21 protein-coding genes are annotated in these 23,312 nt (G+C 69.9%); 13 read left to right on the top strand and 8 right to left on the bottom strand.

The features are described 5' to 3' along the window. The 4 genes from AB4Z01_RS16870 to AB4Z01_RS16855 form a co-directional block, all read right to left on the bottom strand. A partial coding sequence (locus AB4Z01_RS16870) for a LysE family transporter (protein ID WP_441695624.1) occupies positions 1 to 527 on the bottom strand: 527 nt, incomplete at its 3' end. Between the two features lie 756 nt (positions 528 to 1,283). Beyond that, positions 1,284 to 3,458 (bottom strand): amylo-alpha-1,6-glucosidase, encoded by a 2,175-nt coding sequence (locus AB4Z01_RS16865; RefSeq protein WP_441695622.1) that lies wholly within the window; start codon positions 3,456 to 3,458, stop codon positions 1,284 to 1,286. After that, positions 3,455 to 4,519: a glycosyltransferase family 4 protein gene (locus AB4Z01_RS16860; protein WP_441695620.1), complete on the bottom strand. Its 1,065-nt coding sequence runs from the start codon at positions 4,517 to 4,519 to the stop codon at positions 3,455 to 3,457. Before AB4Z01_RS16860 ends, AB4Z01_RS16865 begins: the two co-directional genes overlap by 4 nt. 75 nt (positions 4,520 to 4,594) lie before the next feature. Continuing rightward, positions 4,595 to 4,873, bottom strand: a complete 279-nt coding sequence (locus AB4Z01_RS16855; protein ID WP_441695619.1) for a hypothetical protein — start codon at positions 4,871 to 4,873, stop codon at positions 4,595 to 4,597. A gap of 301 nt (positions 4,874 to 5,174) precedes the next feature. Between AB4Z01_RS16855 and AB4Z01_RS16850 the strand changes: the two genes are divergently transcribed. From AB4Z01_RS16850 to AB4Z01_RS16840, 3 genes are all read left to right on the top strand, one after another. Then, a complete protein-coding gene (locus tag AB4Z01_RS16850) occupies positions 5,175 to 5,633 on the top strand; it encodes a VOC family protein (RefSeq protein WP_441695617.1) in 459 nt (152 codons plus the stop codon). 197 nt (positions 5,634 to 5,830) lie between these two features. After that, positions 5,831 to 6,118 (top strand): hypothetical protein, encoded by a 288-nt coding sequence (locus AB4Z01_RS16845; RefSeq protein WP_441695615.1) that lies wholly within the window; start codon positions 5,831 to 5,833, stop codon positions 6,116 to 6,118. Between the two features lie 76 nt (positions 6,119 to 6,194). Then, the gene (locus AB4Z01_RS16840; protein ID WP_441695614.1) at positions 6,195 to 7,892 is read left to right on the top strand and encodes an AMP-binding protein; all 1,698 of its coding nucleotides are present in this window, start codon (positions 6,195 to 6,197) and stop codon (positions 7,890 to 7,892) included. A 532-nt stretch (positions 7,893 to 8,424) separates the two neighbouring features. On the opposite strand, the gene AB4Z01_RS16835 is transcribed toward AB4Z01_RS16840, so the two are convergent. Next, positions 8,425 to 9,435: an aldo/keto reductase gene (locus AB4Z01_RS16835; RefSeq protein WP_441695612.1), complete on the bottom strand. Its 1,011-nt coding sequence runs from the start codon at positions 9,433 to 9,435 to the stop codon at positions 8,425 to 8,427. A 186-nt stretch (positions 9,436 to 9,621) separates the two neighbouring features. On the opposite strand from AB4Z01_RS16835, the gene AB4Z01_RS16830 reads away from it, so the two are divergent. The 3 genes from AB4Z01_RS16830 (at position 9,622) to AB4Z01_RS16820 (ending at position 14,054) form a co-directional block, all read left to right on the top strand. Then, a complete protein-coding gene (locus tag AB4Z01_RS16830; protein ID WP_441695610.1) occupies positions 9,622 to 11,637 on the top strand; it encodes an FUSC family protein in 2,016 nt (671 codons plus the stop codon). Positions 11,638 to 12,343: 706 nt separating this feature from the next. After that, positions 12,344 to 13,327 (top strand): Dyp-type peroxidase, encoded by a 984-nt coding sequence (locus tag AB4Z01_RS16825; protein ID WP_441695609.1) that lies wholly within the window; start codon positions 12,344 to 12,346, stop codon positions 13,325 to 13,327. A 70-nt stretch (positions 13,328 to 13,397) separates the two neighbouring features. After that, positions 13,398 to 14,054, top strand: coding sequence for a hypothetical protein (locus AB4Z01_RS16820; RefSeq protein ID WP_441695607.1), 657 nt, complete (start codon positions 13,398 to 13,400; stop codon positions 14,052 to 14,054). Between the two features lie 338 nt (positions 14,055 to 14,392). Here AB4Z01_RS16820 and AB4Z01_RS16815 read toward each other — a convergent pair whose 3' ends face one another. Next, positions 14,393 to 15,253, bottom strand: coding sequence for a DUF1932 domain-containing protein (locus AB4Z01_RS16815; RefSeq protein WP_441695605.1), 861 nt, complete (start codon positions 15,251 to 15,253; stop codon positions 14,393 to 14,395). A gap of 236 nt (positions 15,254 to 15,489) precedes the next feature. Here AB4Z01_RS16815 and AB4Z01_RS16810 point away from each other — a divergent pair, with 236 nt between their 5' ends. Next, positions 15,490 to 15,873: a hypothetical protein gene (locus tag AB4Z01_RS16810; RefSeq protein ID WP_441695603.1), complete on the top strand. Its 384-nt coding sequence runs from the start codon at positions 15,490 to 15,492 to the stop codon at positions 15,871 to 15,873. 19 nt (positions 15,874 to 15,892) lie between these two features. On the opposite strand, the gene AB4Z01_RS16805 is transcribed toward AB4Z01_RS16810, so the two are convergent. Then, a complete protein-coding gene (locus AB4Z01_RS16805) occupies positions 15,893 to 17,404 on the bottom strand; it encodes a serine hydrolase domain-containing protein (protein WP_441695601.1) in 1,512 nt (503 codons plus the stop codon). Positions 17,405 to 17,524: 120 nt separating this feature from the next. Here AB4Z01_RS16805 and AB4Z01_RS16800 point away from each other — a divergent pair, with 120 nt between their 5' ends. Continuing rightward, positions 17,525 to 18,823: an MFS transporter gene (locus tag AB4Z01_RS16800; RefSeq protein WP_441695599.1), complete on the top strand. Its 1,299-nt coding sequence runs from the start codon at positions 17,525 to 17,527 to the stop codon at positions 18,821 to 18,823. A gap of 6 nt (positions 18,824 to 18,829) precedes the next feature. Next, positions 18,830 to 19,315 (top strand): Pycsar system effector family protein, encoded by a 486-nt coding sequence (locus AB4Z01_RS16795; RefSeq protein WP_441695597.1) that lies wholly within the window; start codon positions 18,830 to 18,832, stop codon positions 19,313 to 19,315. Here AB4Z01_RS16795 and AB4Z01_RS16790 read toward each other — a convergent pair. After that, entirely contained in the window at positions 19,312 to 19,554 is a 243-nt protein-coding gene (locus AB4Z01_RS16790; protein ID WP_441695595.1) for a hypothetical protein, read from the bottom strand. The two genes, AB4Z01_RS16795 and AB4Z01_RS16790, sit on opposite strands and share 4 nt — an antisense overlap. A 188-nt stretch (positions 19,555 to 19,742) precedes the next feature. Here AB4Z01_RS16790 and AB4Z01_RS16785 point away from each other — a divergent pair, with 188 nt between their 5' ends. From AB4Z01_RS16785 to AB4Z01_RS16770, 4 genes are read left to right on the top strand one after another with little or no spacing between them, the layout of a single operon-like run. Continuing rightward, a complete protein-coding gene (locus AB4Z01_RS16785; RefSeq protein WP_441695593.1) occupies positions 19,743 to 20,915 on the top strand; it encodes a transporter substrate-binding domain-containing protein in 1,173 nt (390 codons plus the stop codon). A 2-nt stretch (positions 20,916 to 20,917) separates the two neighbouring features. After that, positions 20,918 to 21,517: an ANTAR domain-containing response regulator gene (locus AB4Z01_RS16780; RefSeq protein WP_441695591.1), complete on the top strand. Its 600-nt coding sequence runs from the start codon at positions 20,918 to 20,920 to the stop codon at positions 21,515 to 21,517. Between the two features lie 3 nt (positions 21,518 to 21,520). Continuing rightward, a complete protein-coding gene (locus tag AB4Z01_RS16775; RefSeq protein ID WP_441695589.1) occupies positions 21,521 to 22,369 on the top strand; it encodes an ABC transporter permease in 849 nt (282 codons plus the stop codon). Continuing rightward, entirely contained in the window at positions 22,369 to 23,289 is a 921-nt protein-coding gene (locus AB4Z01_RS16770; protein ID WP_441695588.1) for an ABC transporter permease, read from the top strand. Before AB4Z01_RS16775 ends, AB4Z01_RS16770 begins: the two co-directional genes overlap by 1 nt. Positions 23,290 to 23,312: the final 23 nt, after the last annotated feature.

Below are 23,312 nucleotides of genomic sequence, written 5' to 3'. Positions count from 1 at the left end.
CTGCCGAGCAGCGAGGCCGCCAGCAGGGCGACGCCGAGCGCCTCCAGCGGCACCAGCAGCAGCACGTAGGTCTGTGCCGGACCGGGCAGCTGCGACACCATGCCGAGAAACTGCGACAGGAAGAACGCACCGGTCAGCGGGTTCGTGGCGGCGATGCAGAGACCGGCGCCGAAGGCGACGAACACCGGGCCTTCGCCGCGTCCCTGCCCCGCCTGGCCCGGCTCGTCGACCGAGGCGCGCTGCCGCAGCAGTTGCAGCGCCATGAGCGCCAGGAGAAGCGCGCCGGCGGCGCGTCCTGGCAGTTCGGCCCCGCGCAGGGGCGTCGAGAGGCTCAGAGTCTGGTGCAGGACCAGAGCCAGGAGGCCGGCGCCGATGGCCATGCCGATGCAGAACGGCAGGGCCGCGCGCCGGCCCCGCAGGGCGGCGATGCCGCCGATGGCCAGCATGTTGGGTCCGGGGATCGCAAGGATGCCCGCATAGCTCAGGGCGAACCCCATGATCGTCTTGAGAGTGAGGTCGGGCGTCATCGATCCATCCGCAGGGAGCAGCGTTGTGGCCCCTGAGGCGCCAGCCGAAGCGCCGCTGCCGTAAGCAAGGCGCCCGCGGAATGCTCGCGTGGCAACGCCCTCAGAGTGCCATCGGAAGACTCCCAGATCCGGGCAGGCGGGGCGTCATTCGTTCGTAGGATGCGCGGCGAAATGGTCGCCGGACGTCAGCCTGGCTTCCGCCACTCCGTCACAGTGCAATACGGCATGCGCCGGTACCGCTCCGCCGCGCGTCGGCCGCCGCCTGGGGCTCGGCGAAAAAGCGCAGGACCAGCCCCTGGCCCAGCAGCGCCGCCATATAGCGGCCGAGCGGCCGGTGCCAATTGTGGATGCGGATGCCCCCGCTGCAGCATGTGGCAGAACCGACCCTCGCCGCAGCCGACATCAAGCGTCATGGCGAGCGAAGCGTGGCCATCCAGTCCCGCCGTCGGAGCAGGCCCCGCCAACCTGGATGGCCACGCCCCTGCGGGGCTCGCCATGACGGTGAGCATCATGGGTCATCGTCAATGAGGGTTGGTATAGCCCTCGGACACAGAGCTCGCGTTGCCTCTGTCGTACGAGACCTTTCGAAATCCCCCATCCGTCATCCCCGCGGAAGCGGGGATCTCGTAACGCTTTGATTGGACAGAGATTCCCGCTTTCGCGGGAATGACGGCAAAGGGATGGGTCGGTGTTCTGAAAAGATCTCGCAAGCGGGACAGGCCACGCGTTCCACAGGCACATCAGCCGGGCGAAAGATCACATTCGCACGATGATGTCGACCTCCGGCGGCCGGACGCCCTGCGGCGACACCACCACCTGGTCGCCGATGCGCCGGAAGGTCAGGGTGACGTGCCGCTCTCCCACCGGCAGCGCCTCGACCGTCAGGGTCTCGATGCCGATCGGCAGATGCGGACGGTCGATGCGGATGCGGTTGCGGGCGCCGTCGACCCGCAGACCGAGGCAGGCCTGCAGCATCATGAACACGGCGCCGGAGGCCCAGGCCTGCGGCAGGCAGGCGACCGGATAGGCGATCGGCCCCTCGCCCCGCGCCCGCGGGAAGCCGCAGAACAGCTCCGGCAGCCGCATGTCGAAATGCACCGCCGTCTCGAACAGGCCGCTGAGCAGCCGGACCACGCCGGCGCGCTCGCCGTAGCGGGCCAGGCCGGCGGCGCTGAGCGCCCCGTCATGCGGCCAGACCGAGCCGTTGTGGTAGGACATCGGGTTGAAGTTGGCCTCGCCGCGGGCCAGGGTGCGGATGCCCCAGCCCGAGTTGAACGGCGTGTCGAGCAGTTGCCGCGCGACGCTCGCCGCCCGCTCCGGCGACGGCAGGCCGCAATACAGCAGATGGCCGGCATTGGAGGCACGGACCCGGCAGGGCTGGCCATGGCCGTCCAGCGCCAGGGCGTAGAAGCCCAGATCCTCCATCCAGAACCGGCTTTCGACCGCGACGCGCAGCGCCTCGGCCCGCACCTGCCATCGCGTCGCCTCGTCGGCCAGCCCGCGCTGGGCTGCGAGGTCGCCCATGGTGCGCAGGGCGGCGAAGGCATAGCCCTGCACCTCGACCAGCGCGATCGGCCCGTCCGGGAACCGGCCGTCGGCGTGGAAGACGGAATCGTGGCTGTCCTTCCAGCCCTGGTTCGACAGCCCCTTCTCCGAGCTGCGGGCGTAGTCGAGGAAGCCGCCGCTGTTGCCGTCGGCCACCCGCTCGACCCAGCCGATGGCGCGCAGCAGCGCCGGCCACAGCTCGTCGATCAGCGCCATGTCGCCGGTGCGGCCGGCATAGGCGCCGGCCAGCATGACGAACAGCGGCGTGGTGTCGACCCCGCCATAGTATTCGGCGAAGGGCAGCTCGCCGAGCGCGACCATCTCGCCCCGCCGCGCCTCATGCATGATCTTGCCGGGCTGCGCGTCCTTGAAGGCGGACGCCTCCAGCGCCTGGCGCGACGCCAGGAACCGCAGCACGCCCCGCGCCAGCGCCGGGCTCAGCCACAGCGTCTGCAGCGCGGTGATGATCGCGTCGCGGCCGAAGGTGGTCGAGAACCAGGGGATGCCGGCATAGGGATACGGCCCGGTCGGCAGCTCGGTGACCAGCAGCGACAGGTCGGCGCGCGACTTGTCGATCCAGTCGTTGAACAGCCGGCCGGAGGTGCGCAGCACCGTGCCGTAGCGCGAGAGCGCCCGCATCCGCCGCCTGGCCTGGGCGCAGGCGTGGCGGAACCGGGCCCGGCCGGGAGCCTCGGCCGCTTCCTCCGCCCCGACCTCGACGAACAGGTCGAAGGCACCGTGGCCCGGCAGGCGGAACAGGAACTCCGCCGTCTCGCCGTCGAGGCGCTGCGGCACTTCCGAGAACCGGATCACAGCCTGGCGCCCGACCTTGTCTAACCCCTGGTAGCGCAGCACCGCCGCGTCGCCGCGCTGCTCTGGCGCGGCCAGCCGGCCACGCCGCAGCCGGGTGGCGCCGCGCACCTCGAACATGTCGTGGAAATCCGCGCCGAAGCGGATCGCGAGCGGGACCCGCACTTCGGCCTGGCCGAAATTCTCCACCCGGATCTGCTCGTACAGCCGGTCGTTCCACAGCAGCATCGAGCGCTGCAGATGGATCGCCCCGTTCGGCAGCCCCTCGTCGCCCAGCGGCGACGGGGTCCGGTTGGTCGAGTGGGTGGTGAAGATGGCGTTGTCCTGGCTCAGCCCGGCGCCGAGCAGCGACGGCAGTTCGCCGCCGAGCAGGACGATGAAGCGGGACAGGATGCGGGTGTCGTTGTGGAACAGCCCGTCATCGTCGCCGGCGATGTTGCCGAGCGCGTCGGCGACCAGGAAGGTGTCGCCATGCTTCAGCGAATACATCCGCAACGGCACGCGCCGGGCCGAGAGGTCGGGCGGCGGGGCCTGATCCGGAACCGGCTCCTCGGGAATCAGCTCGGGGCGGCTCACTCGGCGGCCAGCAGGGCTGGGGTCACGCCGCTTTTGCCGGCCAGGCGACCGTACAGCTCGAGATAGCGCTCGGCCATCACCCGGCTGGAGAAGCGCCGCTCGAAGCTCCGGCGGATCTCGCCGCGATCCAGCTCAGGCAGTCGCTCGACCGCCGCCACCGCCTCATCCATCGACCGGACGATGAAGCCGCTTACGCCATGATCGATCACCTCCGGCACCGAGCCGCAGTTCCAGGCGATCACCGGCGTGCCACAGGCCATGGCTTCGATCATCACCAGCCCGAAAGGTTCGGGCCAGTCGATCGGGAACAGCAGCCCGGCAGCGTTGCCGAGGAACTCCGCCTTGGCGTCGTCCCCGATCTCGCCGATGAACTCGACCAGCGGGTCGGACAGCAGCGGCTCGATCGCCTCCTTGAAATAGATCCGGTCGGCATCATCGACCTTCGCCGCGACGCGCAGGCGGCGGCCGGACCGGCGGGCGATCTCGATCGCCCGGTCCGGCCGCTTCTCCGGCGAGATCCGGCCGAGGAAGGCGAGATAGTCGCCCCGCGGCGCGGCGGTGGGGTGAAACAGCTCCTCCGCCAGCCCGTGATGCACTGTCGCCGCCCAGTTGGCGCCGGCCAGCGGCAGGCGCTGCGAGTTCGAGATCGACACCAGCGGATACTCCGGCCAGCAGCGATAGACCCCCGGCAGGTCCTTCAGGTCCAGCCTTCCGTGCAGGGTGGTCACGGTGCGGTGGGCGATCGCCTCGAACACCGGGAAATGGATCAGGTCGACATGGAAATGGATGATGTCGAACTCGCCCGCCCGCCGCCGCAACTCGTGCAGCATCGACAGATGCGCCGCGTAGTCGGATTTCAGCGGGCTGGGGTCGAGCCGGAACGCCTGGTCGCGCACCGGCACCAGCCTCGCCTTGGTCTGCGCATCGGCGCTGGAGAACAGCGTGACGTCATGGCCGAGATCGACCAGCGCGTCGGACAGATGGGCGACGATCCGTTCGGTGCCCCCGTACAGCTTGGGCGGCACGGCTTCGTAGAGGGGAGCGATCTGGGCGATCTTCATCGTCGAACCTGTCCAAAATGCGCGTAGCCGATAGTGGCCGCAGAGCCCGCCTGCGGCCACGCCATCAGAAGAAGGCTATGGGTGCGGGCCAGCGCCGATCCCGGTCGAAGGGATGGCGCGCCGGAGCGCCGCCGAGCCCGGCACCGGGGGGCGCGCGACGCGTTCGGGCGGATAGGCCTCCCGCAGTGCCTCAGAGACGAAGGTGTTGGCGAAATCGGCGGAGGCGTCCGGGTGAACCCGGCGAAACACATCGAGCGCCTTCTCGCACGCGGTCCACTCGTCCGCCCCCGCCTCGCGGCTGAAGCGATAGGCAGCGACCACTCTTGCGCTGATGGATGATGCAGAACCGCTCATTCTGGTCCTTTCTCTTCCGGGGGCGGCCCCGTCACCGGGGCATGCTGATCGCGAGCGTCGCCGGGCGCCTCGACCGTGGCGGTCTGGAGCCTGCCGTCCCGCTCGCATGGATGAGGTCGACGCGCTTTCCAACCGGCGTGAGGCCGAACTTGTTCCGAGGCTGCGCTGAATTTTTCGCCAGACCGGCCCGTGCCGAAAAATTCACCAGGGCTGTCGGATCGCGTCGGCGTCCTACGTCCTTGGATCAGAACCGGCTCCCTTCCGCCGGTGCGAGACCCAAACCCAGGAGAGGAACGCCGCCATGCAATCCGGTTCCCAGGCCATCAAGCCCTATCTGTTTTTCGACGGGCGCTGCGACGAGGCGCTCGAATTCTACACCCGCACCCTCGGCGCCAAGGTCGAGCAGCTGTTCCGCTTCAAGGACGCGCCGCCGCAGGGAGACGCACCGCCGCAGGAGGGCTGCGGCCCGATGACCGCCGACATGGCCGAGAAGGTGATGCATGCCTGCGTCACCATCCGCGGCACGACGCTGCTGGCCTCCGACGGCATGTGCCAGGGCAAGCCGGAGTTCAAGGGCGTCTCCCTGGCGCTCGAGACCGCCAGCGACGCCGAGGCCGAGAAGGTCTTCGCCGCCCTGGGCGAGGGCGGCCAGGTGCAGATGCCGATGGCGCCGACCTTCTTCTCCTCGCGCTTCGGCATGGTCGCCGACCGCTTCGGCGTGTCCTGGATGATCACGGTGGCGCCGGCCCAGCCGGCCTGAGATTCAGGGCGGGGAGGACGCGCCGGACACCCCTCCCCGCCCGATCGGGCCACCCCATCAAACGTTGACGCCCGCATGCGGGCTGGGCTAGTCCGGGCGGCGAACGGGCTGGTGCAGCCCGTCCATGTCTCGGGTCCCGGTTGCTCCTGTACGGCTCCGGACCATGTCATTCCGGAACAGAACCGTTTGGAGTCCCCATGAGCCAGGAATCGAATGGCGATCCCGGCCTGCTGCTGTTCACGTCCCTCTGCATCGGCCTGCGCGACTGGGCGCAGACCGGCTCGGGCCCAGGCCCACGGCAGCGGCTCAACTGGAAGCACGCCACCGAGCTGCTGCGCCGCGGCGAGGACGAGATGGCCGAGGCGGAGATGCGCCGCGCCGACCCGCTGACCGCCGCCGAGGAGGAGGAGGTCCGCCGCTTCGACCTGCGCGCCTTCGACAAGGCGCTGGTGGCGGCCAACGACGTGCGCGGCTGGATCGAATAGCCGCTTTCCGGCTGCGCAAGCGGCCGCCTGCCCGCTAGACTGCCCGGCAAACGTCAGGCGGATCGGGAGGCGCGCCATGGTCGGCGGACCAAGCTATGTCAGCGGCATCTCCGACGCACCGCTGCTGGGCGAGACCATCGGCCAGGCGCTGGACCGCGCCGCCGCGCGCTGGCCGGACCGCCCGGCGCTGATCGACCGGGCCCGGGGGGCCCAGGGCATCCGCTGGAGCTGGCGCGACCTCGCCGAGCAGGCGAATTCCTTCGCCGCCGGGCTGCTCGCCCTCGGCCTGCAACCCGGCGACCGCATCGGCATCTGGTCGCTGAACCGGGCGGAATGGGCGCTGACCCAGTTCGCCGCCGCCAAGGCCGGTCTGATCCTGGTCACGGTCAACCCGGCCTACCGGCTGCATGAGCTGGAATACGCCCTGAACCTGGTCGGCTGCGCGGCCCTGGTCACCGCCACCGCGTTCAAGACCAGCGACTATCTCGGAATGCTGAACACCCTGGCGCCGGAGCTGGCGACGGCCGAGCCCGGCCACCTGCGGGCGGCCAAGCTGCCGGCGCTGCGCAGCGTCATCCAGATCGGGGGCACCGCGCCCGGCGCCATCCCCTTCGACAGCGTCGCCGGCCTCGGCGGCGCTGCGGAGCGGGATCGGCTGGCGACGTTGGCCGACATGCTGCAATTCGACGACCCGGCCAACATCCAGTTCACCAGCGGCACCACCGGCTCGCCCAAGGGCGTGACCCTCAGCCACCACAACATCCTGAACAACGGGTACTTCGTCGGCCGCGGCCTGGCGCTGGGCGAGCAGGACCGGATCTGCATCCCGGTGCCGCTGTACCATTGCTTCGGCATGGTCATGGGCAACCTCGCCGCCGTCACCCATGGCGCGGCCATGGTCTATCCCGGCGAGGGCTTCGACCCGCTGGCGACCCTGGCCACGGTGGCGGAGGAGCGCTGCACCGCGCTCTACGGCGTGCCGACCATGTTCATCGCCATGCTCGACCACCCGCGCTTCGGCGAGTTCGACCTCTCCAGCCTGCGCACCGGCATCATGGCCGGGTCGCCCTGCCCGATCGAGGTGATGAAGCGGGTGGTAGGCCAGATGAACATCGGCGAGATCACCATCTGCTACGGCATGACCGAGACCAGCCCGGTCAGCTTCCAGAGCGCGGTCGACGATACGCTGGAGCGGCGGGTGTCGACCGTCGGCCGGGTCCACCCCCATCTCGAGGTCAAGATCGTCGACCCGGAGGGCCGGATCGTGCCGCGCGGCGAGCGCGGCGAGCTGTGCACCCGCGGCTATTCGGTGATGCGCGGCTACTGGGACCAGCCGGACAAGACGGCGGAGGTGGCGGATGCCGCCGGCTGGATGCATTCCGGCGACCTGGCGGTGCTGGATGCCGAGGGCTTCTGCAACATCGTCGGCCGGATCAAGGACCTGGTGATCCGCGGCGGCGAGAACGTCTATCCGCGCGAGGTCGAGGAGTTCCTGTACCGCCACCCGAAGATCCAGGACGTGCAGGTGTTCGGCGTGCCCGACCCGAAATACGGCGAGGAGCTGTGCGCCTGGATCCGCATCCGCGAGGGCGAGGCCCTGAGCGCGGAGGAGGTGCGCGGCTTCTGCGACGGCCAGATCGCGCACCAGAAGATCCCGCGCTACATCCGCTTCGTCGACGCCTTCCCGATGACCGTCACCGGCAAGATCCAGAAGTTCCGGATGAGAGAGGCGATGGAGGAGGATCTGGGGATCAAGGCGGCGGAAACGGCGTAGGAAGGTGTTCTCAGGCGTGACCTTGTTTATCCTCCCCCTCCCCTTGCGGGAGGGGGCAGGGGGAGGGTCTGCGCGCGTCGGCGCGCGAATGGGAGGAGACCACCAGCCGGCCGGTTGCCCGAAGACCACCGCCAGCTCTCTTCGATCGACACCCCCYCCCCCTACCCCCTCCCGCGGGGGGAGGGGGACAGTGGTAATGAGGGGCCAGGTCCGGGTGGCCCACGCCCATCCACCCGCTGAGAGACCGTTTGGAAATGCGCTGGCGTGAGTCGGCTGGCGGTGGTTTCGAGAACCGGCGCGCAGCGGACATCGGTTCCTGAGCACCGGAAGCGCTCGAGCCCGCCGTCAGACGGCCGCGCCAGATGCGTTTCCAAACGGTCGCTGAGAGCCTGCCCCGAAATTCGTCCTGGTGAGTCGGCTGGCGTGGGTGTCGAGAACCGGCGCGCAGCGGACATGGTCGTCCGTGAGCACCGGAAGCGCAGAAACCCGCGTCAGACGGCCGCCGGGGCGGATTTCGGGGCAGGCTCTGCCCCTACCCCACCCGTGGCACCCGGCCCTCGATCGGATAGGCCGGGTCGTTGTAGCCCGGGCTCGACGGGTGGCCGGTGACCACCAGCCGGTTCACCAGCGCTTCGTCCTCCGCCGTGAAGGCGTAGTCCAGCGACCCGAGATAATYGGCCCACTGCTCCTCGGTCCGCGGGCCGGCGATCGGGGCGGTGACGATGCGGTTGTTCAGCAGCCAAGCCACGGCGAACTGCCCCGGCGTGATGCCTCGTCCCCGCGCGTGCTCGGCCAGCTCGGCCGCGATCGCCAGGCTCTCCGGCCGCCATTCGGTCTCCAGGATGCGCTTGTCCTGGCGGCCGGCGCGGGTCTCTTCGCCCGGCGCCGTCCCCGGCTTGTACTTGCCGGTCAGCACGCCGCGGGCCAGCGGGCTGTAGGGCACGACGCCGAGCCCGAAATGGGCGCAGGCCGGCAGGTGCTCGGCCTCCGGCATCCGATTCAGCAGGTTGTAGTAGGGCTGGCTGACCACCGGCCGCTCGATCCCGGCCTGGTCGCACAGCCGGCAGATCTCCGCCACCCGCCAGGACCGGTAGTTCGACACGCCGAAATACCGGATCTTGCCCTGGCGGATCAGGTCGCCCAGCGCCGACACCGTCTCTGCCAGCGGCGTGGTCGCGTCCTCCTTGTGCAAATAGAGGATATCGATCGTGTCGGTGCCGAGGCGGCGCAGGCTGTCCTCGACCGCCAGGAAGGCGCGGCGTCGCGACAGGCCGCGGTCGTTCGGGCCGTCGCCGGTCGGGTTGGCCAGCTTGGTCGCCAGCACCCACCAGGAGCGGTGGGTGGCAATCGCCCGGCCGACAATCTCCTCCGACCGCCCGCCGGTGTAGACATCGGCGGTGTCGATAAAGTTGATCCCCGCCTCCCGCGCATGGTCGGTGATGCGGGTCGCCGTCGGCTCGTCGGTCGGGCCGCCGAACATCATGGTGCCGAGGCACAGCGGCGACACCTTCAGCCCGCTGCGCCCGAGGTTCCGGTAGTCCATCAGCCTGCTCCTTCCGCCTGCGCGAGACCGGGATCATGACCCGAAACGGCACCCTCGCGCTGCCCTCCGATCGCAACGCAGCCGTGTCCCGTCGCCGCAGCCGATCGGCCGCCGCTCAGGCTATCCTGCCTCGACAAGATACGGGAGGAGCGCGGAACCGGCGGCATGCCGCCAGCCTGGAGACCGATGAGCCCCTCCCTGATCCGTGCCGCCATCGCCGTCTCGCCGCGCAGCCTCAGCCTCGGCGAAGGTCTGCGCGCCGCCGCCTCCTGCGCCGTCGTGGTCGCGCTCGGCAGCCTGTTGCAGGCGCCGATCCTGGCCTGGGCCGCGATCGGCGCCTTCTGGACCTGCCTGGCCGATCCCGGCGGGCCGAACCGCGACCGGGTGCGGGCGCTGGCCGGCTTCGCCCTGCTGTCCACCGCCTTCGCGATCATCGGCGCCGCGGCCGCGTCGCAGGGCTGGGGCTGGGCCGCGGCCGCCGTGGTCCCCTGCGCCCTGATCGGCGGCATGGCCGGGGCGTATGGCGCCGCCGCGCGGCAGATCGGCACCCTGGCCATCGTCGTCTGCGTCACCGCGGTCGACCACACCGTCGCCTCCCCGGCCGACCTGGCCGAGTTCGCCGCCATCCATCTCGGCGGCTGCCTGTGGGCCATGGCGCTGGCCCTGTCGATCTGGCGCATCCATCCGTTCCGGCCGGCCCGCGCCGGCCTGGCGACGACCTATCGCGGCCTGGCCGCCATGGCCGCCGGCATGGCGCGGCTGGATTCGCGCTCGGCGCCGCTGGACTGGGCCCGGCACGCGCAGCGCTATCGCCCGGCGGTCCGCGCGGCGATCGAGACCGCCCGGGCCGCGCTGGGCCGGGCGATGCGCGGCCGCGGCCTGGGCGACTACGCCGAGCGCCTCCTGGTGGCGCTGGACATCGCCGAGCGCATCTTCGGCCAGTTAATCGCCCTGTCGGATCTGCGCCAGCATGCCGGCCCGTCGGCGGACCGGCGCCGGCTGCAGGAGCGGCAGGCCCTGCGCCGCCTGGCGCTGACGCTGTATCGCCGGGCCCACGCCTTCGACACCGGCCCTGGCGAGATGGCGGCGCCGCAGCGGTCGCTGGACCGCCTCGCCCTGCTGGCGGAGAAGATGGAGGGGCCGGTCGCGGCCGGGCTGGCCCGGATCGTGGAGGAGATCCGCGCCACCGGCAGCGCCCGCCCGGCCCCGGCATGGGATCAGGCGGCCGCGGCATCCCGCGGCATCGCGGCCATCTTGGCGCCGCTGCGCGCGCATCTCAGCCTGCGGTCCGAGATCCTGCGCCACGCCCTGCGCTGCGCCGTCGCGACCACCGCGGCGGTGCTGCTGAGCCATGCGCTGGGCTTCTCCTATGCCTATTGGATGGCGATCGCGACGGTGCTGGTGCTGCAGTCGTCGGTGGCGGCGACCTGGCCCCGGGCGCTGGAGCGCGCGGTCGGCAGCGTGCTGGGCGGCGGCCTGGCCGCCCTGCTCGGGTTGGTGCTGCACACGCCGCTGGCCCTGACCGCCGCGGTGTTCCCGCTGGCGATCGCGACCATGGCGATGCGGCAGGTCAATTACGGCATCTTCGTCTTCTTCCTGACCCCACTGTTCATCCTGGTCGTGGAGCTGTCGCAGCCGGGCGCCAGCGAACCGGCGCTGGCCTGGACGCGTGCGCTGTACAACGTGCTGGGCAGCGCCATCGGCCTGATGGCCGGGCTGCTGCTGTGGCCGAGCCGCGAGGGCCGCCAGTTCCGGCCGCTGCTGGCCGCGGCGATCGAGGCCAATGGCCGCTACGCCGCCCTGGCCTTCGCCCATGACGGCGACGAGGTCGAGGCGGCGCGGCGCGAGGCCGGGCTGGCCAGCGGCAATGCCGAGGCGGGGCACGGCCGGACCATGCTGGAGGCATGGTGGCAGCGTGAGGCGCTGGATGCCGGGCTGACCATCCTGGTCCTGGCCCGCCAGATCGCCGGCGTGGCCGRCACCGCCGCGCTGCACCGGCCGGCCGACACCGCCGGGGATGCGGAGTTCGGCCGGTGGATCGGGGCCGAGACCGCCGCCCTGGCCGCGGCGCTGCGCCAGGGCAGCGCCCTGCCCGCCGCCGCGCCGCCGCCGGACGGGGCGGCCACGGATCCGGAACGGTCGCGCCTGCTGCAGGAGATCCTGCTGCTGCGGGCGGCCGCCGAGCATCTGGTGCCGGGATAGCCGGGCGCTCTCTTCGATGACGGGGCACGCGGCTCGCAAAGGAGACCGATCGCTGCCGATCGTCAGCAAAGGGCGGAAAGCTGACGTCAGAGCCGTCGTTTGACAGCCTGGATAGATTGTCACAGCATCCCCGGATGGACAGGATATTCTCACCCTCCATGAGGAGCGTTGCTTGGCCCCTCATAGTGGGGCGATATCGTCTTCGGGGCACCGATCGACAGGCGGATCTTTTTCGGCCTGCGCTCGACGCTGTCGCGGACCTGTCTGAGAAAATCGGAAATGGCCCACTTGCGTCTGCGTTGTTCGGTTGGACCTCGATGTTCGATCTGTGCATCCAGCAGACAGACGCTATTCCAGGCTCCGGCCCGTACCTGAGAATATCTCCGCTGGCTTCCGGATTGGTTGAGTTTCGCTATTTCGACACCGCGATTCGAGAGCGGCAATGGCATAGAGAGGTTCCGCCTGCGGCGGTCGTGGCAAGGTTCACAGCCTTTCTCGACCAATTGCATTGGCTGGCGAAGCCGGCTGCACGGATGTCGGCTTAGGGTCGCATCCCGCTCCTGAGCAATTTGAGGCCGCCGCCGCCGAGCCTGATGCCGGCGCACATGATGACATGAACTCTGGACGGGAGGCGGCACGGCGTTTGTAATCCTCCCCGGGACAAGGCGTGGAGCAGCCGGGAATGTCGGGGAAGAGTTGGGACAGGGTGCCGATCGACGCGCAGAGCATCGACGCGCCCTTGTCGCGAGCAGCCGTCTTTCTTGTGGTCACCGTCGCGAGCGAACCGGCCGCCCTCGCGAAGGTCTGCTCGGCGCTCGATGGACTTGACGATCTGGTCAAGACGGTCGGGTTCCGCGATCTTTCCGCCCGGCTCTCCTGCATCGTCGGCATCGGTCGCGATCTCTGGGATCGTCTCCACATCGACAAGCGGCCGCGGGATCTGAGGCCGTTTGCGCCGATCGAGGGAGCGGTCCATACGGCTCCGTCGACACCGGGCGATCTTCTCTTCCATATCCGGTCCGAACGTCCCGATCTGTGCTTCGAATTCGAGCGCATCCTGCTCGACAGCCTTGGCGCCGGCGTGACCGTCGTCGATGAAGTCCCGGGCTTTCGCTATTTCGATGCGCGTGACCTTCTGGGCTTTGTCGACGGCACGGCCAACCCGACCGGCCTCGACTTGCCGGCCTCCGCGCTTGTCGGCGATGAAGATGCCGACTTCGCGGGCGGAAGCTATGTCGTCGTTCAGAAGTATCTGCACGATCTCGGCGCCTGGGCGCGGCTTCCGACACCTCGCCAGGAGGAGATCATCGGCCGAACGAAGATCGACAACATCGAAATCGACGATGACGACGCCCCTCGCAAATCGCACAAATCCCTCGCCACCATCACAGATGCCGGCGGCAACGAATATGACATATTGCGCGACAACATGCCCTTCGGGCGCCCGGGGCAGAAGGAATTCGGGACCTATTTCATCGGCTATTCCCGATATCTCTGGGTGATCGAGAAGATGCTGCAGCGGATGTATATCGGCGACCCGCCGGGCGCCTACGACCGGCTGCTGGATTTCTCGACGCCGCACACCGGCACGACGTTCTTCGCCCCGGCTCGCCCGACGCTGCAGGCGCTTGTCGAGACGGCACAGGAAAAACTCGAGGCTGTTCGATCGGCTGGCGTGGAACCGCGCTGAAGCTGCGGCCCAAGCGGTGAACGCAATGTGTCATTGCGTTAACGCGCGATTCTCGTTCATGCTATGTTCTATGAATGAGGCGCGATCCGAACCGATCCGGCCGACCGACCCCGACATGCATTGGACGGGCTGGGCGCTGACCACGCTGCGCGAGGCGGCCGAGATCGACATGCGCTGCAAGCGGCTGACCGAGCGGCAGCAGGAGCGGTCTCATCACGACCCGAAGGCGCCGCCGCCGGCTTTCGGCCTGATCCAGGCGCGGCTGACGCGCTCGGTGCGTCTGACGGTCGCCCTGACCGACCGGATCCGCACCGGCTTCATGACCCGGCGGGACGAGCGCAAGGCCTCGGGCGAGGAGCAGCGCCGCCGGCAGCGGCGGGAGCGCGCGGCCCAGATGGTCGGTGAGGCGACGGCGCAGCCCGAGCGCGGAATCGACGTCGAGTGCATGCGGTCGATGGCGTGGGAGTCGCTGGTCGAGGACGAGATCCTCGACGCGCAGCTGGACACGCTGTCGGCAGAGGAATTCGTGCGGGCAGTCTGCCGCAAGATCGGCCACCCGCCGGTCCGGCTGCCGCAGAGCTGGGACGAGGGTGCCGAGATGACGCCCGTCCCGCCGCGGGAGACCGAAGGTGCCGATCGCGAGACCGCGGACGACTGGTCCGCAGAGTCGGACGAGTCCGACACCGGCCGACCCGAGCCGGAGCCGCCGAACCCGGACAGCAGCTAACCACTTTCGCGCATCCTCTCATCGTCATGGCGAGCCCCGCAGGGGCGTGGCCATCCAGGCGGCAGCGCCCACTGGATGGCCACGTCGCTTCGCTCCTCGCCATGACGGTGTAGGTTGGAGAGGCAGCAATGAAAGAAATCGATGGTTTTGCCTCTCCTCCTCGGGCTTGACCCGGGGATTACGGGAGAGGTCGGAGGCGCTTGCGCCTCCGGGTGAGGGGGTTTTGTCGAGGCCGGGACCCGCCCTCACCCGGCCTCGCTGCGCGAGCCCGACCTCTCCTCCTCGGGCTTGACCCGGGGACAGGCGGGAGAGGTTACGCCCCCAAAGGCGCCCTGGACCTAGGCCGCCGCGTCGGCCTTGCCGGTCGCCAGGAAGGCGTCCAGCGCCGCGATCTCCCGCGTCTCGCCGGCAACATCGGCGGCCAGCCGCTCATACAGCCCGGCCATGCCTTCATAGATCAGCCGGGCCGGGTCGTCGGGGCCGAGGAAGTCGGCGATCTCTCGCATCTCCGCCACCCAGCGATAGGCCTTGGCGTACATGTCCGGCAGGCCCTTCTCGAACCGGGCCAGCAGCTGCGGCTGGCTGGCCGCCAGCTCGGCATGCAGCGCCGGCGCCGCACCGTTGCGGCTGGCCCCGAGGATCATGGCGGCGGCCAGGCCGGTCAGGCCCTTGGTGATGCCGGCATAGCTCATCTTCAGCGCCGAGGCGGCGCCGACCGGCCCGTCCAGCACGTGGATGCGCAGGCCGAGATCGCCGAGCACGCCGAGCCGCGCCGCCTCCGGCCCGGCCAGGTACAGCACCGGCCCGGCCGTGCCGGGCACAGGCGGCCCGCCGATGATGCCGCCATCGGCGAAGCCGGCGCCGGTCGGCGCGACGATCGCCGCGATCGCCTGCACGGTCTCGACATTGACCGCGTTGCAGTCGACATAGACCGGCTTGCGGGCCGCCGCGCGCAGGGCCGGCGCCAGCCGTTCGGCCAGGGTCTTGGCCTCGCCCGGCGGCACGATCGACAGGATGATGTCGGCGGCGGCGACCGCCGCCTCGTCGGCCGCCTGCATGCCGGCGGCCTTGGCGCGGGCGACGGTCGCGGCGCTGCGGCCGTCGAGCAGGGTCGGCACGGTGGCGCCGCTATCGGCCAGGCGCCGGGCAATGCCGCTGCCCATCGCCCCGGGGGCGATGACGGCGATGGTCGGTGTCATGGGATGTCCTTTCGCTCCGCCGGCGGCCCCCCTTCCGGGCCCCGGCCAGAGGATCATGGCGCGATCCGGCGGAGGCGGAAAGCGCCGATGTCAGACCATGTCGGACAAAAGAAGGGCCCATCCGCGCCTCGGCTGAAACCGGCGTCTTTGGGCGAGAAGCGGAAATCCGCCACCCCATCAAAAACATAGAAGGGCGTCGATCTTGCCGGATAGGATCTGCACGACAGGAGGGAGGGATGACAACGTTCCAAATGCAGGCGACGACGGAATACCCCGTCCTTTTCCTTTCCGATCCCAAAAGTCCGGAAGCTGTTCCCGACGATACCGGCCGGTCATTCGTGACCGCAACCGACAGCTGCATCTGCTTCTGGGTCCATTCCTATGTGGATGGCGCATCAACTGTCATTTTGACAGACGCGGAATGCGACAGAACAGGAATCAGACTCTTCTCTGGATCTATAGATACGCCAAGCGGCGTCGTGAGTTTGAGTAATAGTGGTGGGTTTCGGTACATCAATGTGCCCGTATCTCTTGGACGCACCTCTGTTGACATATGGTCCGACGATGATCGGCATCCCGAATGGGTTTGGATCAAACTCACCGAGATCAGAGTCGCATAGGCCTCGCTCGATCCCCGCCCTACCCCCGTTCGAACCGCAGCACCCGGCTGCGGTTGAGCGCCAGCCGGACGGTGTCGCCGTCGAAGGCCAGGCTGACCCGCTGCGGCCAGGGCCCGTCGCGGCCCTCGGCCAGGAGGCGGCCGCCGCCGAGCGGCACCAGCGCCGCCGACGACCGGATCGGGCCGGTGCCGGTCTCCATGCGCTCGCCGGCGATGGTGAGGGCGGCGTGATGCTCGGGGCACCGCCATTCGCCCTGCACCCGGTCCAGCACGCCGTCCGGCGCGATCGGGCGGAAGCGGCGCGCGGCATGGCCGATCTCGCCCTCCACCGCCCCGCCCGTCCAGCGCAGCCGCATCGGGAAATGGGCCGAGAGCGAGACCGACCAGCCATCCTCGCCGCGATAGAGGGTCTCGCCGGTGCCGAGGAAGCTGGCGACGCCATCCTTCAGCTCGAGCCATTCCGGCCCCTGCTCCGCGACGTACAGCCCGTCCGGGATCGGCGTCCCGCGCTCGGGCAGGTCCTCGCCCAGCAGCGCCGCCATCAGCTTGAGCGCGGTGCCGTGCGAGATCGTGTCCTCGCGGTTGGAGACCACGGCGGCGCCGACGCCCTGCTCAGGGTCCAGCAGGAAATAGGTCTTGTAGCCGAGCAGCGAGCCGCCATGCCCGACCAGCCGGCGCGCGCCGAGTCGCGACCAGGCGAGGCCGAGCCCATAGCCGGTCGGCCTTCCGTCGGCGAGGGAACGCGGCGCGCCCAGCCGGGCGAGCACGCCCTGCCCCGGCCCGCGATCGGCCAGCACCGCCTGCTGCCAGCGCACCAGATCGTGCAGGCTGCCGGTCAGGCAGCCGGAGGCGGAGAGGTGCCGGCCCGAGGTGGCGAGCTGCCAGGCACCGCCGGCGTCTTTCCAATAGCCGGGGGCGAGGCCGCGGATCGGGTCGAGCCAGGTCTCCGGCACCCGGAAGCCGATGCCGAGCGGCCCGGCGATGCGGTCGCGCACCAGATCGGCGAAGGCGGTGCCGCGCCGCAGCAGCGCCGCGTCGAGCAGCCGGTAGCCGCTGTTGGAGTAGGAGATCTCGTGCCCGGACGGGAAGTTCAGCCCGGTCAGGCGGTACAGGACCTCCAGGCTTTCCTCCCGGCTCACCGCGGCACCCTGCGGCACGCCGAGCAGCGACAGGGTCTCGCCCAGGTCTGGCAGCCCGCCGGTCATGTCCAGCGCCCGGCCGGCGGTGACCGTCGCCAGGTCGCCGCGCAGGGACGGCAGCAGCTGGCCGAGCCGGTCGTCCAGGCCGACGCCGCCCTGGCTCAGAGCCAGCGCCGCGAAGACATGCTTGGTGACCGAGGCGTAGCGCACCACGGTGTCGCCGGAGAAGGCGTTGCCGCCGGCCAGGCTGTCGACGCCGCCGCAGGCCTCGGCCCGGATCTCGCGCGCGTCGAACACGGCGACGCCGCCGCCCGGCTCGCCCGGTCCCCAGGCCGCGGCGATCCCGGCCGCCGCCTCCGCCGCCGCCGACCAGCGCAGCTCGCCATCCGCCATCATCGCCTCCCGTCCGCTTCCCGGATCACACCCCGTTATAGGCAGGATCACCGGTTTTGGCTTCCTCGATCGGCGATCCATTTCTACCCTCGACAGCGAGTCGAAAGGGGAGGACCCGACGTGCCGGAAGCCGATCGCGAGGCGCTGTACCGCAAGGTGAGCCTGCGCCTGATCCCCTTCATGATCCTGCTGTACCTGGTCAGCTTCCTCGACCGGGTGAATGTCGGCTTCGCCGCCCTGACCATGAACGCCGATCTCGGCATCACGCCCTATGTCTTCGGCTGGGGCGCCGGGATCTTCTTCTTCGGCTATTTCCTGTTCGAGGTGCCGAGCAACGTGATCCTGGAGAAGGTCGGGGCGCGGCTGTGGATCTGCCGGATCATGGTCACCTGGGGGCTGATCTCGGCGGCCATGGCCTTCGTCGAGGGGATCTGGGGCTACAMCATCCTGCGCTTCCTGCTGGGCGCCGCCGAGGCCGGGTTCCTGCCGGGCATGATCCTGTACCTGACCTACTGGTTCCCGGCGGCGCGGCGGGCCCGCTTCGTCGCCCTGTTCATGGCCGCGGTGCCGCTGGCCAGCGCCATCGGCGCGCCGGTCTCAGGCATCATCCTCGACGCCACGCATCTGTGGTTCGGGCTGAAGGGCTGGCAGTGGCTGTTCATCATCGAGGGGCTGCCGGCCTGCCTGCTCGGCCTGCTGGTCCTGGCATGGCTGCCGGACGGCCCGGCCAAGGCACCCTGGCTCGACGAGTCCGAGCGCGCCGCCATCGCCGCCGACCTGGCCCGCGATCGCGCCGCCGCGACCCATCCGCCGCTGCACGACCTGTGGGCGGCACTGGCCGACCGGCGGGTGCTGCTGCTGGGCCTGGTCTATTTCGGCATCGTCATCGGCCTCTACGGCATCGGCCTGTGGCTGCCGCAGATCGTCAAGGGCATGGGCTTCTCCACCCTCCAGACCGGCTGGATCATCGCCCTGCCCTATCTGGTCAGCGCCGGCGCCATGCTGGCCTGGGGCCGGCACAGCGACCGCACCGGCGAGCGCGTGCTGCATGTCGCCCTGCCGGCCCTGCTGAGCGCCATCGGCTTCGCCGGCAGCATCGCCACCTCGTCGAACGTGCTGTCGCTGGTCTTCCTCGGCGTCGCCGCGGTCGGCATCTACGCCACGCTCGGACCGTTCTGGACCATGCCGCCGGTGTTCCTGGGCGGCACCGCCGCGGCCGGCGGCATCGCCCTGATCAACTCGATCGGCAATCTCGGCGGCTTCGTCGGCCCCTATGCGGTCGGCTGGATCAGGGAATCGACCGGCAGCTTCACCGCCGGCATGGCCGTGCTGGCCGCCAGCCTGGCCGCCGCCGCAGCGGTCGCCCTGGTCGTGGGCCGGCATCTCCGCCGCGCCGCGGCGCCGTCGCTGCAGGTCTGAACCGCGATGAACACCGCCGAGCACATCGATTACCTGAAGACCATCAACCAGACCTTCCACGAGCAGATCAAGATCGCCGACCAGAAGGCGGCCTATATCTTCACCTTCCTGATCGCGCTGGTGGCATGGTCGCCGGAGCTGCGGGCGGTCTTCACCTGGACCCGGACCGTCCCCTTCCCTTCGCTGCAATGGGGCCTGTGCCTGGCCCTGGTGGTCGCTCTTGCCGGTGGGCTGGTCTGCGTGGCGCTGGTGCTGCTGCCGCGCAAGCGCAACGGCGGCGTCTGCCTGTACTGGGCCGCCTGGCCGCATGCCGGCGAGCGTCTGGAGCACGCGGCCCGCCGCACGGAGCCGGACTTCATCGCCGCGGAATACACCGCCAACGCCCGCAACCTGGCGGCGATCTGCCAGGCCAAGTACCGTTATGTCGGCTACGCGTTCCGGTGCCTTGCCGTGGTGATCCTTTGCTACGTGCTGCTGATGGCGATCGGCTAGAGATACTTCCCTTCCATGATCGCCAGCGTGTAGTCGCGATAGCTCATGCCGAGCTCCTCGGCCCGGGCCAGACGGCGCAGCGCCACCTCGCGCGGCGGCGTCTTCCAGGCGGCGGCATGCGCCTTCTTCCAGCAGAAATGCCGCCAGGACGGCGCGGAATCCGGATGCTCCTCCTCCAGCGGCGGACCGCCATTGTGACCAAGGCCGGCGAGGAGCTGCGATGGCGTCGAATCTCTCATATCCGGGAATTTATCTCCGATCGGAGATGCGATGCAATCTTGCAGCGCGATTGACAGAAACCGGCCGGGCCTTATCCTGGAGCCGACAACTCGACATCTTCTTGCCCGACGGGCAGGAGTGGCAATGAAGCCCCATCCGCAGGCCGGCGACGGCAGGTGATGGGGCTTTCTGCGTTCAGGGGACAGGCGTGCGGGCGAGCTACGCGATCGGTCTGCTCTATTCGATCACCGGGCCCTATGGCGCGATCGGACGCGAGGCGCTGGACGGCGCCCTGATGGCGCTGGAGGAGGTCAATGCCGACGACGCCTTCGGCTTCACCCTGGCCCCCGTCGCCGCCAACCCCGAAGGCGTGATCGACCGCTATCACACGCTGTGCGAGGCGGCGATCCGCGAAGGCGGCTGCCGCCAGATCGTCGGCACCATCACTTCGCTGTCGCGCAAGGAGGTGCTGCCGACGATCGAGAAGCATGACGCGCTGCTGTGGTACATCTGCCCCTATGAAGGCTTCGAGAGCAGCGAGGCCGTGATCTACACCGGCGCCAGCCCGAACCAGCACATCGTGCCGCTGTTCCAGCATGTGCTGCCGCGCTGGGGCACCCGCGCCGCCCTGCTGGGCTCGAACTACATCTGGGGCTGGGAGGTCAACCGCGTGGCGCGCGAGCTGATCGGCGCCTGCGGCGGCGAGGTCCTGGCCGAGCGCTACCTGCCGATCGGCAGCGAGGATGTGGGCCGGCTGGTCCAGGAGGTACGCGAAAAGCGGCCGGACTTCATTCTCAACAACCTGATCGGCCCGTCGAGCTACGCCTTCTTCCGAGCCTATCGGGCGCTGGCCGACAGCGACCCGGCTTTCGGACCCGACCGCTGCCCGATCGTCAGCTGCAACCTGACCGAATGCGAGCTGGGGCTGATCGGCCCGTCCGGCATCGGCCATCTCAGCAGCGCGATCTATTTCGAGGGCGTGGACACCGCCGAGAACCATGCCTTCCGCGACCGGGTGCGGCAACGCTTCGGCGCCGGCCGGCGCAGCTCGGCCTTTCTCGCCGGCGGCTATGCCGCGGTGCGGATGCTGGCCGAGGCGATGCGCGAAGCTGGCACCGATGCACCGGAGGCGCTGCGGCCGGTGCTGCACACCCGCCGTTTCACCACGCCGCTGGGGCCGATCGGCATCGACCCGCGCACCAACCATGCGGCGCTGACGCCCTGCCTGGGTCGGATCGCGGCGGATGGCGGCTTCGAGATCCTGGACCGCGCCGCGGCGCCGGTGGCGCCGGACCCGTATCTGGTCGAGTTCGACGCCGCGGCCCTGGCCCGGCGCGTTCTCGGGCCCGGCGCGGCCCCGCGGCTGAAGCGGGTGAAGTGAGCATGCGCCGCGCCACCACTCCCAATTTCCGTGGTCGCAGCGCCGTGGTGCTGCACCGGCCACACGCCGCCGCCGACGCGGTGCTGCGCCAGCTGGAACGGCTGGGCATCGCCGCCCGGCCGGCCTGGCCGGCCCTGGCCGAGGCCGACCTGACCGCCGACTTCGTGCTGTTCGACGCCGACACCGCCCATGACGGCCAGTTCCCCTGGCCGGCCGGCGCGCCGCCGATGCCGCTGGTCGCCCTGATCGGATCGGAGGCGCCGGGCCGGCTGGACTGGGTGCTGGCCCAGGGCGCCACCGGCCATCTGCTGAAGCCGGTCGCCTCCGGCGGCGTGTTCAGCGCCCTGGTGATCGCGGAGCACGGCTTCGCCGAGCGCCGCGACCGCGAAGCCCGGATCGCCGATCTGGAGACCCGGCTGCGCCTGCGTCCCGTGGTGGTCCGCGCCATCCTGACCCTGATGGCGCAGCGCGGGCTGAACGAGGCCGACGCCTTCCGCGAGATCCGTGGCGCCGCGATGCAGCGCCAGCGCAGCATCGAGGAGCACTGCCTCGACCTCGCCGCCGGCACGACGGACCCGGCCGCCGGCCGGCGCGGAAGCTGAGCCGTGGCGATCCTGAGCCAGCTCCTGCGCCGCAAGCTCGCCTTGTTCGGGCTCGTTGTCATCCTGGTGGTGGTGGCCGCGGCCCTGCTCGCGCCCTGGATCGTGCCCTTCTCGCCCGACGAGCAACTGTTCGACGGGCTGACGCTGGAGGGCGCCCCCCTGGCCCCGGACGGCCGGTTCTGGCTGGGCACTGACCTGCTGGGCCGGGACATGTTCTCGCGCCTGGTCTACGGCGCCCAGACCTCGCTGATCATCGGCGTGGTCGCGAACGGCGCCGCGGTGCTGATCGGCACCTTCTTCGGCGTCGTCGCCGGCTTCGTCGGCGGCTGGCTGGGCGCCGCGATGATGCGCTTCACCGACCTGATGATGGCGTTCCCGGCGCTGCTGCTGGCGATCGTGCTGGCCGCGATCTTCAAGCCGTCGCTGTGGATCGTGGCCCTGGTGATCGCCATGGTGAACTGGGTGCAGATCGCCCGGATCATCTACACCGAGACCCGGTCGATCGCGGAGCGCGACTTCATCGAGGCGGAATGGGGCCTCGGCGCCTCCCGCGCCCGCATCCTGCTGCGCCACGTGCTGCCGCATCTGCTGTCCACCACCATCGTCTGGGGCACGCTCGGCATCGCCACCACGGTGTTGCTGGAGGCCACCCTGTCCTTCCTCGGCATCGGGGTGCAGCCGCCGACGCCGAGCTGGGGCAACATCATCTTCGAGAACCAGACCTATTTCTCGACCGCGCCCTGGCTGGTGTTCATCCCCGGCGCCGCCATCATCCTGCTGGCCCTGGCCTTCAACCTGGTCGGCGACGCGCTGCGCGACATCCTCGACCCGACGCAGAAGGGCCGGCACTGATGGGCGCCTATCTGCTCCGCCGCCTGGCCCAGGCCGTATTGATCCTGCTGGGCGTGAGCCTGGTCACCTTCATGCTGCTGTACCTGCTGCCGGCCGACCCGGCGCGGCAGATCGCCGGGCGCAGCGCGACGCCGGAGGTGGTGGCCAGCATCCGCGCCCAGCTCGGCCTCGACCGGCCGTTCCACGAGCAGTATCTGCGCTATCTCGGCGCCCTGGTGCAGGGCGATCTCGGCCGCTCCTACCTGCAGCGGACCGAGGTGGCGACGCTGATCATGAGCCGCCTGCCGGCCAGCCTGCTGCTGATGGCCGGCGCCATCGTCTGCGAGCTGGCGCTGGGGCTGACCATGGGCGTGATCGCGGCGCTGCGGCGGAACACCGCCACCGACCATGCGCTGATGCTGACCTCCTTCATCGGCGTCTCGGCGCCGCAATTCGTGGTCGGCATGCTGCTGCTCTACGTCTTCGCCTGGCAGCTCGCCTGGTTCCCGCTCGGCGGCTACGGCACTTTCGCGCACCTGGTCCTGCCCTCGCTCACGCTCGGGCTGCTCGGCGCGGGGTGGTATTCGCGGATGATGCGGTCGGCGATGCTGGACGTGCTGCGCCAGGACTACATGCGCACCGCCCGGGCCAAGGGTCTGGGAGTCTGGCGCGTGGTGCTGGCGCATGCGCTGCCCAACGCGCTGCTGCCGATCATCGCCATGATCGGCATCGACATCGGCCTGTTCATGAGCGGCATCGTCGTCGTCGAATCCGTGTTCGGCTGGCCCGGCATCGGCCAGCTGACCTGGCAGGCGATCCAGCGCGTCGACATCCCGATCATCATGGGGGTGACGCTGGTCTCCGCCGTCGCCATCGTGCTGGGCAACCTGCTGGCCGACCTGATCGCCCCGTTCATCGACCCGAGGATCAAGCTGCGGTGACGGATAATCGCACCGAACCAAAA

Origin of the sequence: Inquilinus sp. YAF38, assembly GCF_052113205.1 — a bacterium.
GTDB lineage: Bacteria > Pseudomonadota > Alphaproteobacteria > DSM-16000 > Inquilinaceae > Inquilinus.
Note: the sequence above shows the minus strand (reverse complement) of the source record. Positions and strands in the feature narration are given on the sequence as shown.

What these genes read in the sequence shown, in the direction of transcription:
- AB4Z01_RS16805 (WP_441695601.1), bottom strand. Translation starts at nt 17,404, where the DNA reads ATGGCGGATGGCGAGCTGCGCTGGTCGGCGGCGGCGGAGGCGGCGGCC.
- AB4Z01_RS16770 (WP_441695588.1), top strand. Translation starts at nt 22,369, where the DNA reads ATGGGCGCCTATCTGCTCCGCCGCCTGGCCCAGGCCGTATTGATCCTG.
- AB4Z01_RS16840 (WP_441695614.1), top strand. Translation starts at nt 6,195, where the DNA reads ATGGTCGGCGGACCAAGCTATGTCAGCGGCATCTCCGACGCACCGCTG.
- AB4Z01_RS16850 (WP_441695617.1), top strand. Translation starts at nt 5,175, where the DNA reads ATGCAATCCGGTTCCCAGGCCATCAAGCCCTATCTGTTTTTCGACGGG.
- AB4Z01_RS16790 (WP_441695595.1), bottom strand. Translation starts at nt 19,554, where the DNA reads ATGAGAGATTCGACGCCATCGCAGCTCCTCGCCGGCCTTGGTCACAAT.
- AB4Z01_RS16855 (WP_441695619.1), bottom strand. Translation starts at nt 4,873, where the DNA reads ATGAGCGGTTCTGCATCATCCATCAGCGCAAGAGTGGTCGCTGCCTAT.
- AB4Z01_RS16795 (WP_441695597.1), top strand. Translation starts at nt 18,830, where the DNA reads ATGAACACCGCCGAGCACATCGATTACCTGAAGACCATCAACCAGACC.
- AB4Z01_RS16845 (WP_441695615.1), top strand. Translation starts at nt 5,831, where the DNA reads ATGAGCCAGGAATCGAATGGCGATCCCGGCCTGCTGCTGTTCACGTCC.
- AB4Z01_RS16810 (WP_441695603.1), top strand. Translation starts at nt 15,490, where the DNA reads ATGACAACGTTCCAAATGCAGGCGACGACGGAATACCCCGTCCTTTTC.
- AB4Z01_RS16815 (WP_441695605.1), bottom strand. Translation starts at nt 15,253, where the DNA reads ATGACACCGACCATCGCCGTCATCGCCCCCGGGGCGATGGGCAGCGGC.
- AB4Z01_RS16780 (WP_441695591.1), top strand. Translation starts at nt 20,918, where the DNA reads ATGCGCCGCGCCACCACTCCCAATTTCCGTGGTCGCAGCGCCGTGGTG.
- AB4Z01_RS16820 (WP_441695607.1), top strand. Translation starts at nt 13,398, where the DNA reads ATGAATGAGGCGCGATCCGAACCGATCCGGCCGACCGACCCCGACATG.
- AB4Z01_RS16860 (WP_441695620.1), bottom strand. Translation starts at nt 4,519, where the DNA reads ATGAAGATCGCCCAGATCGCTCCCCTCTACGAAGCCGTGCCGCCCAAG.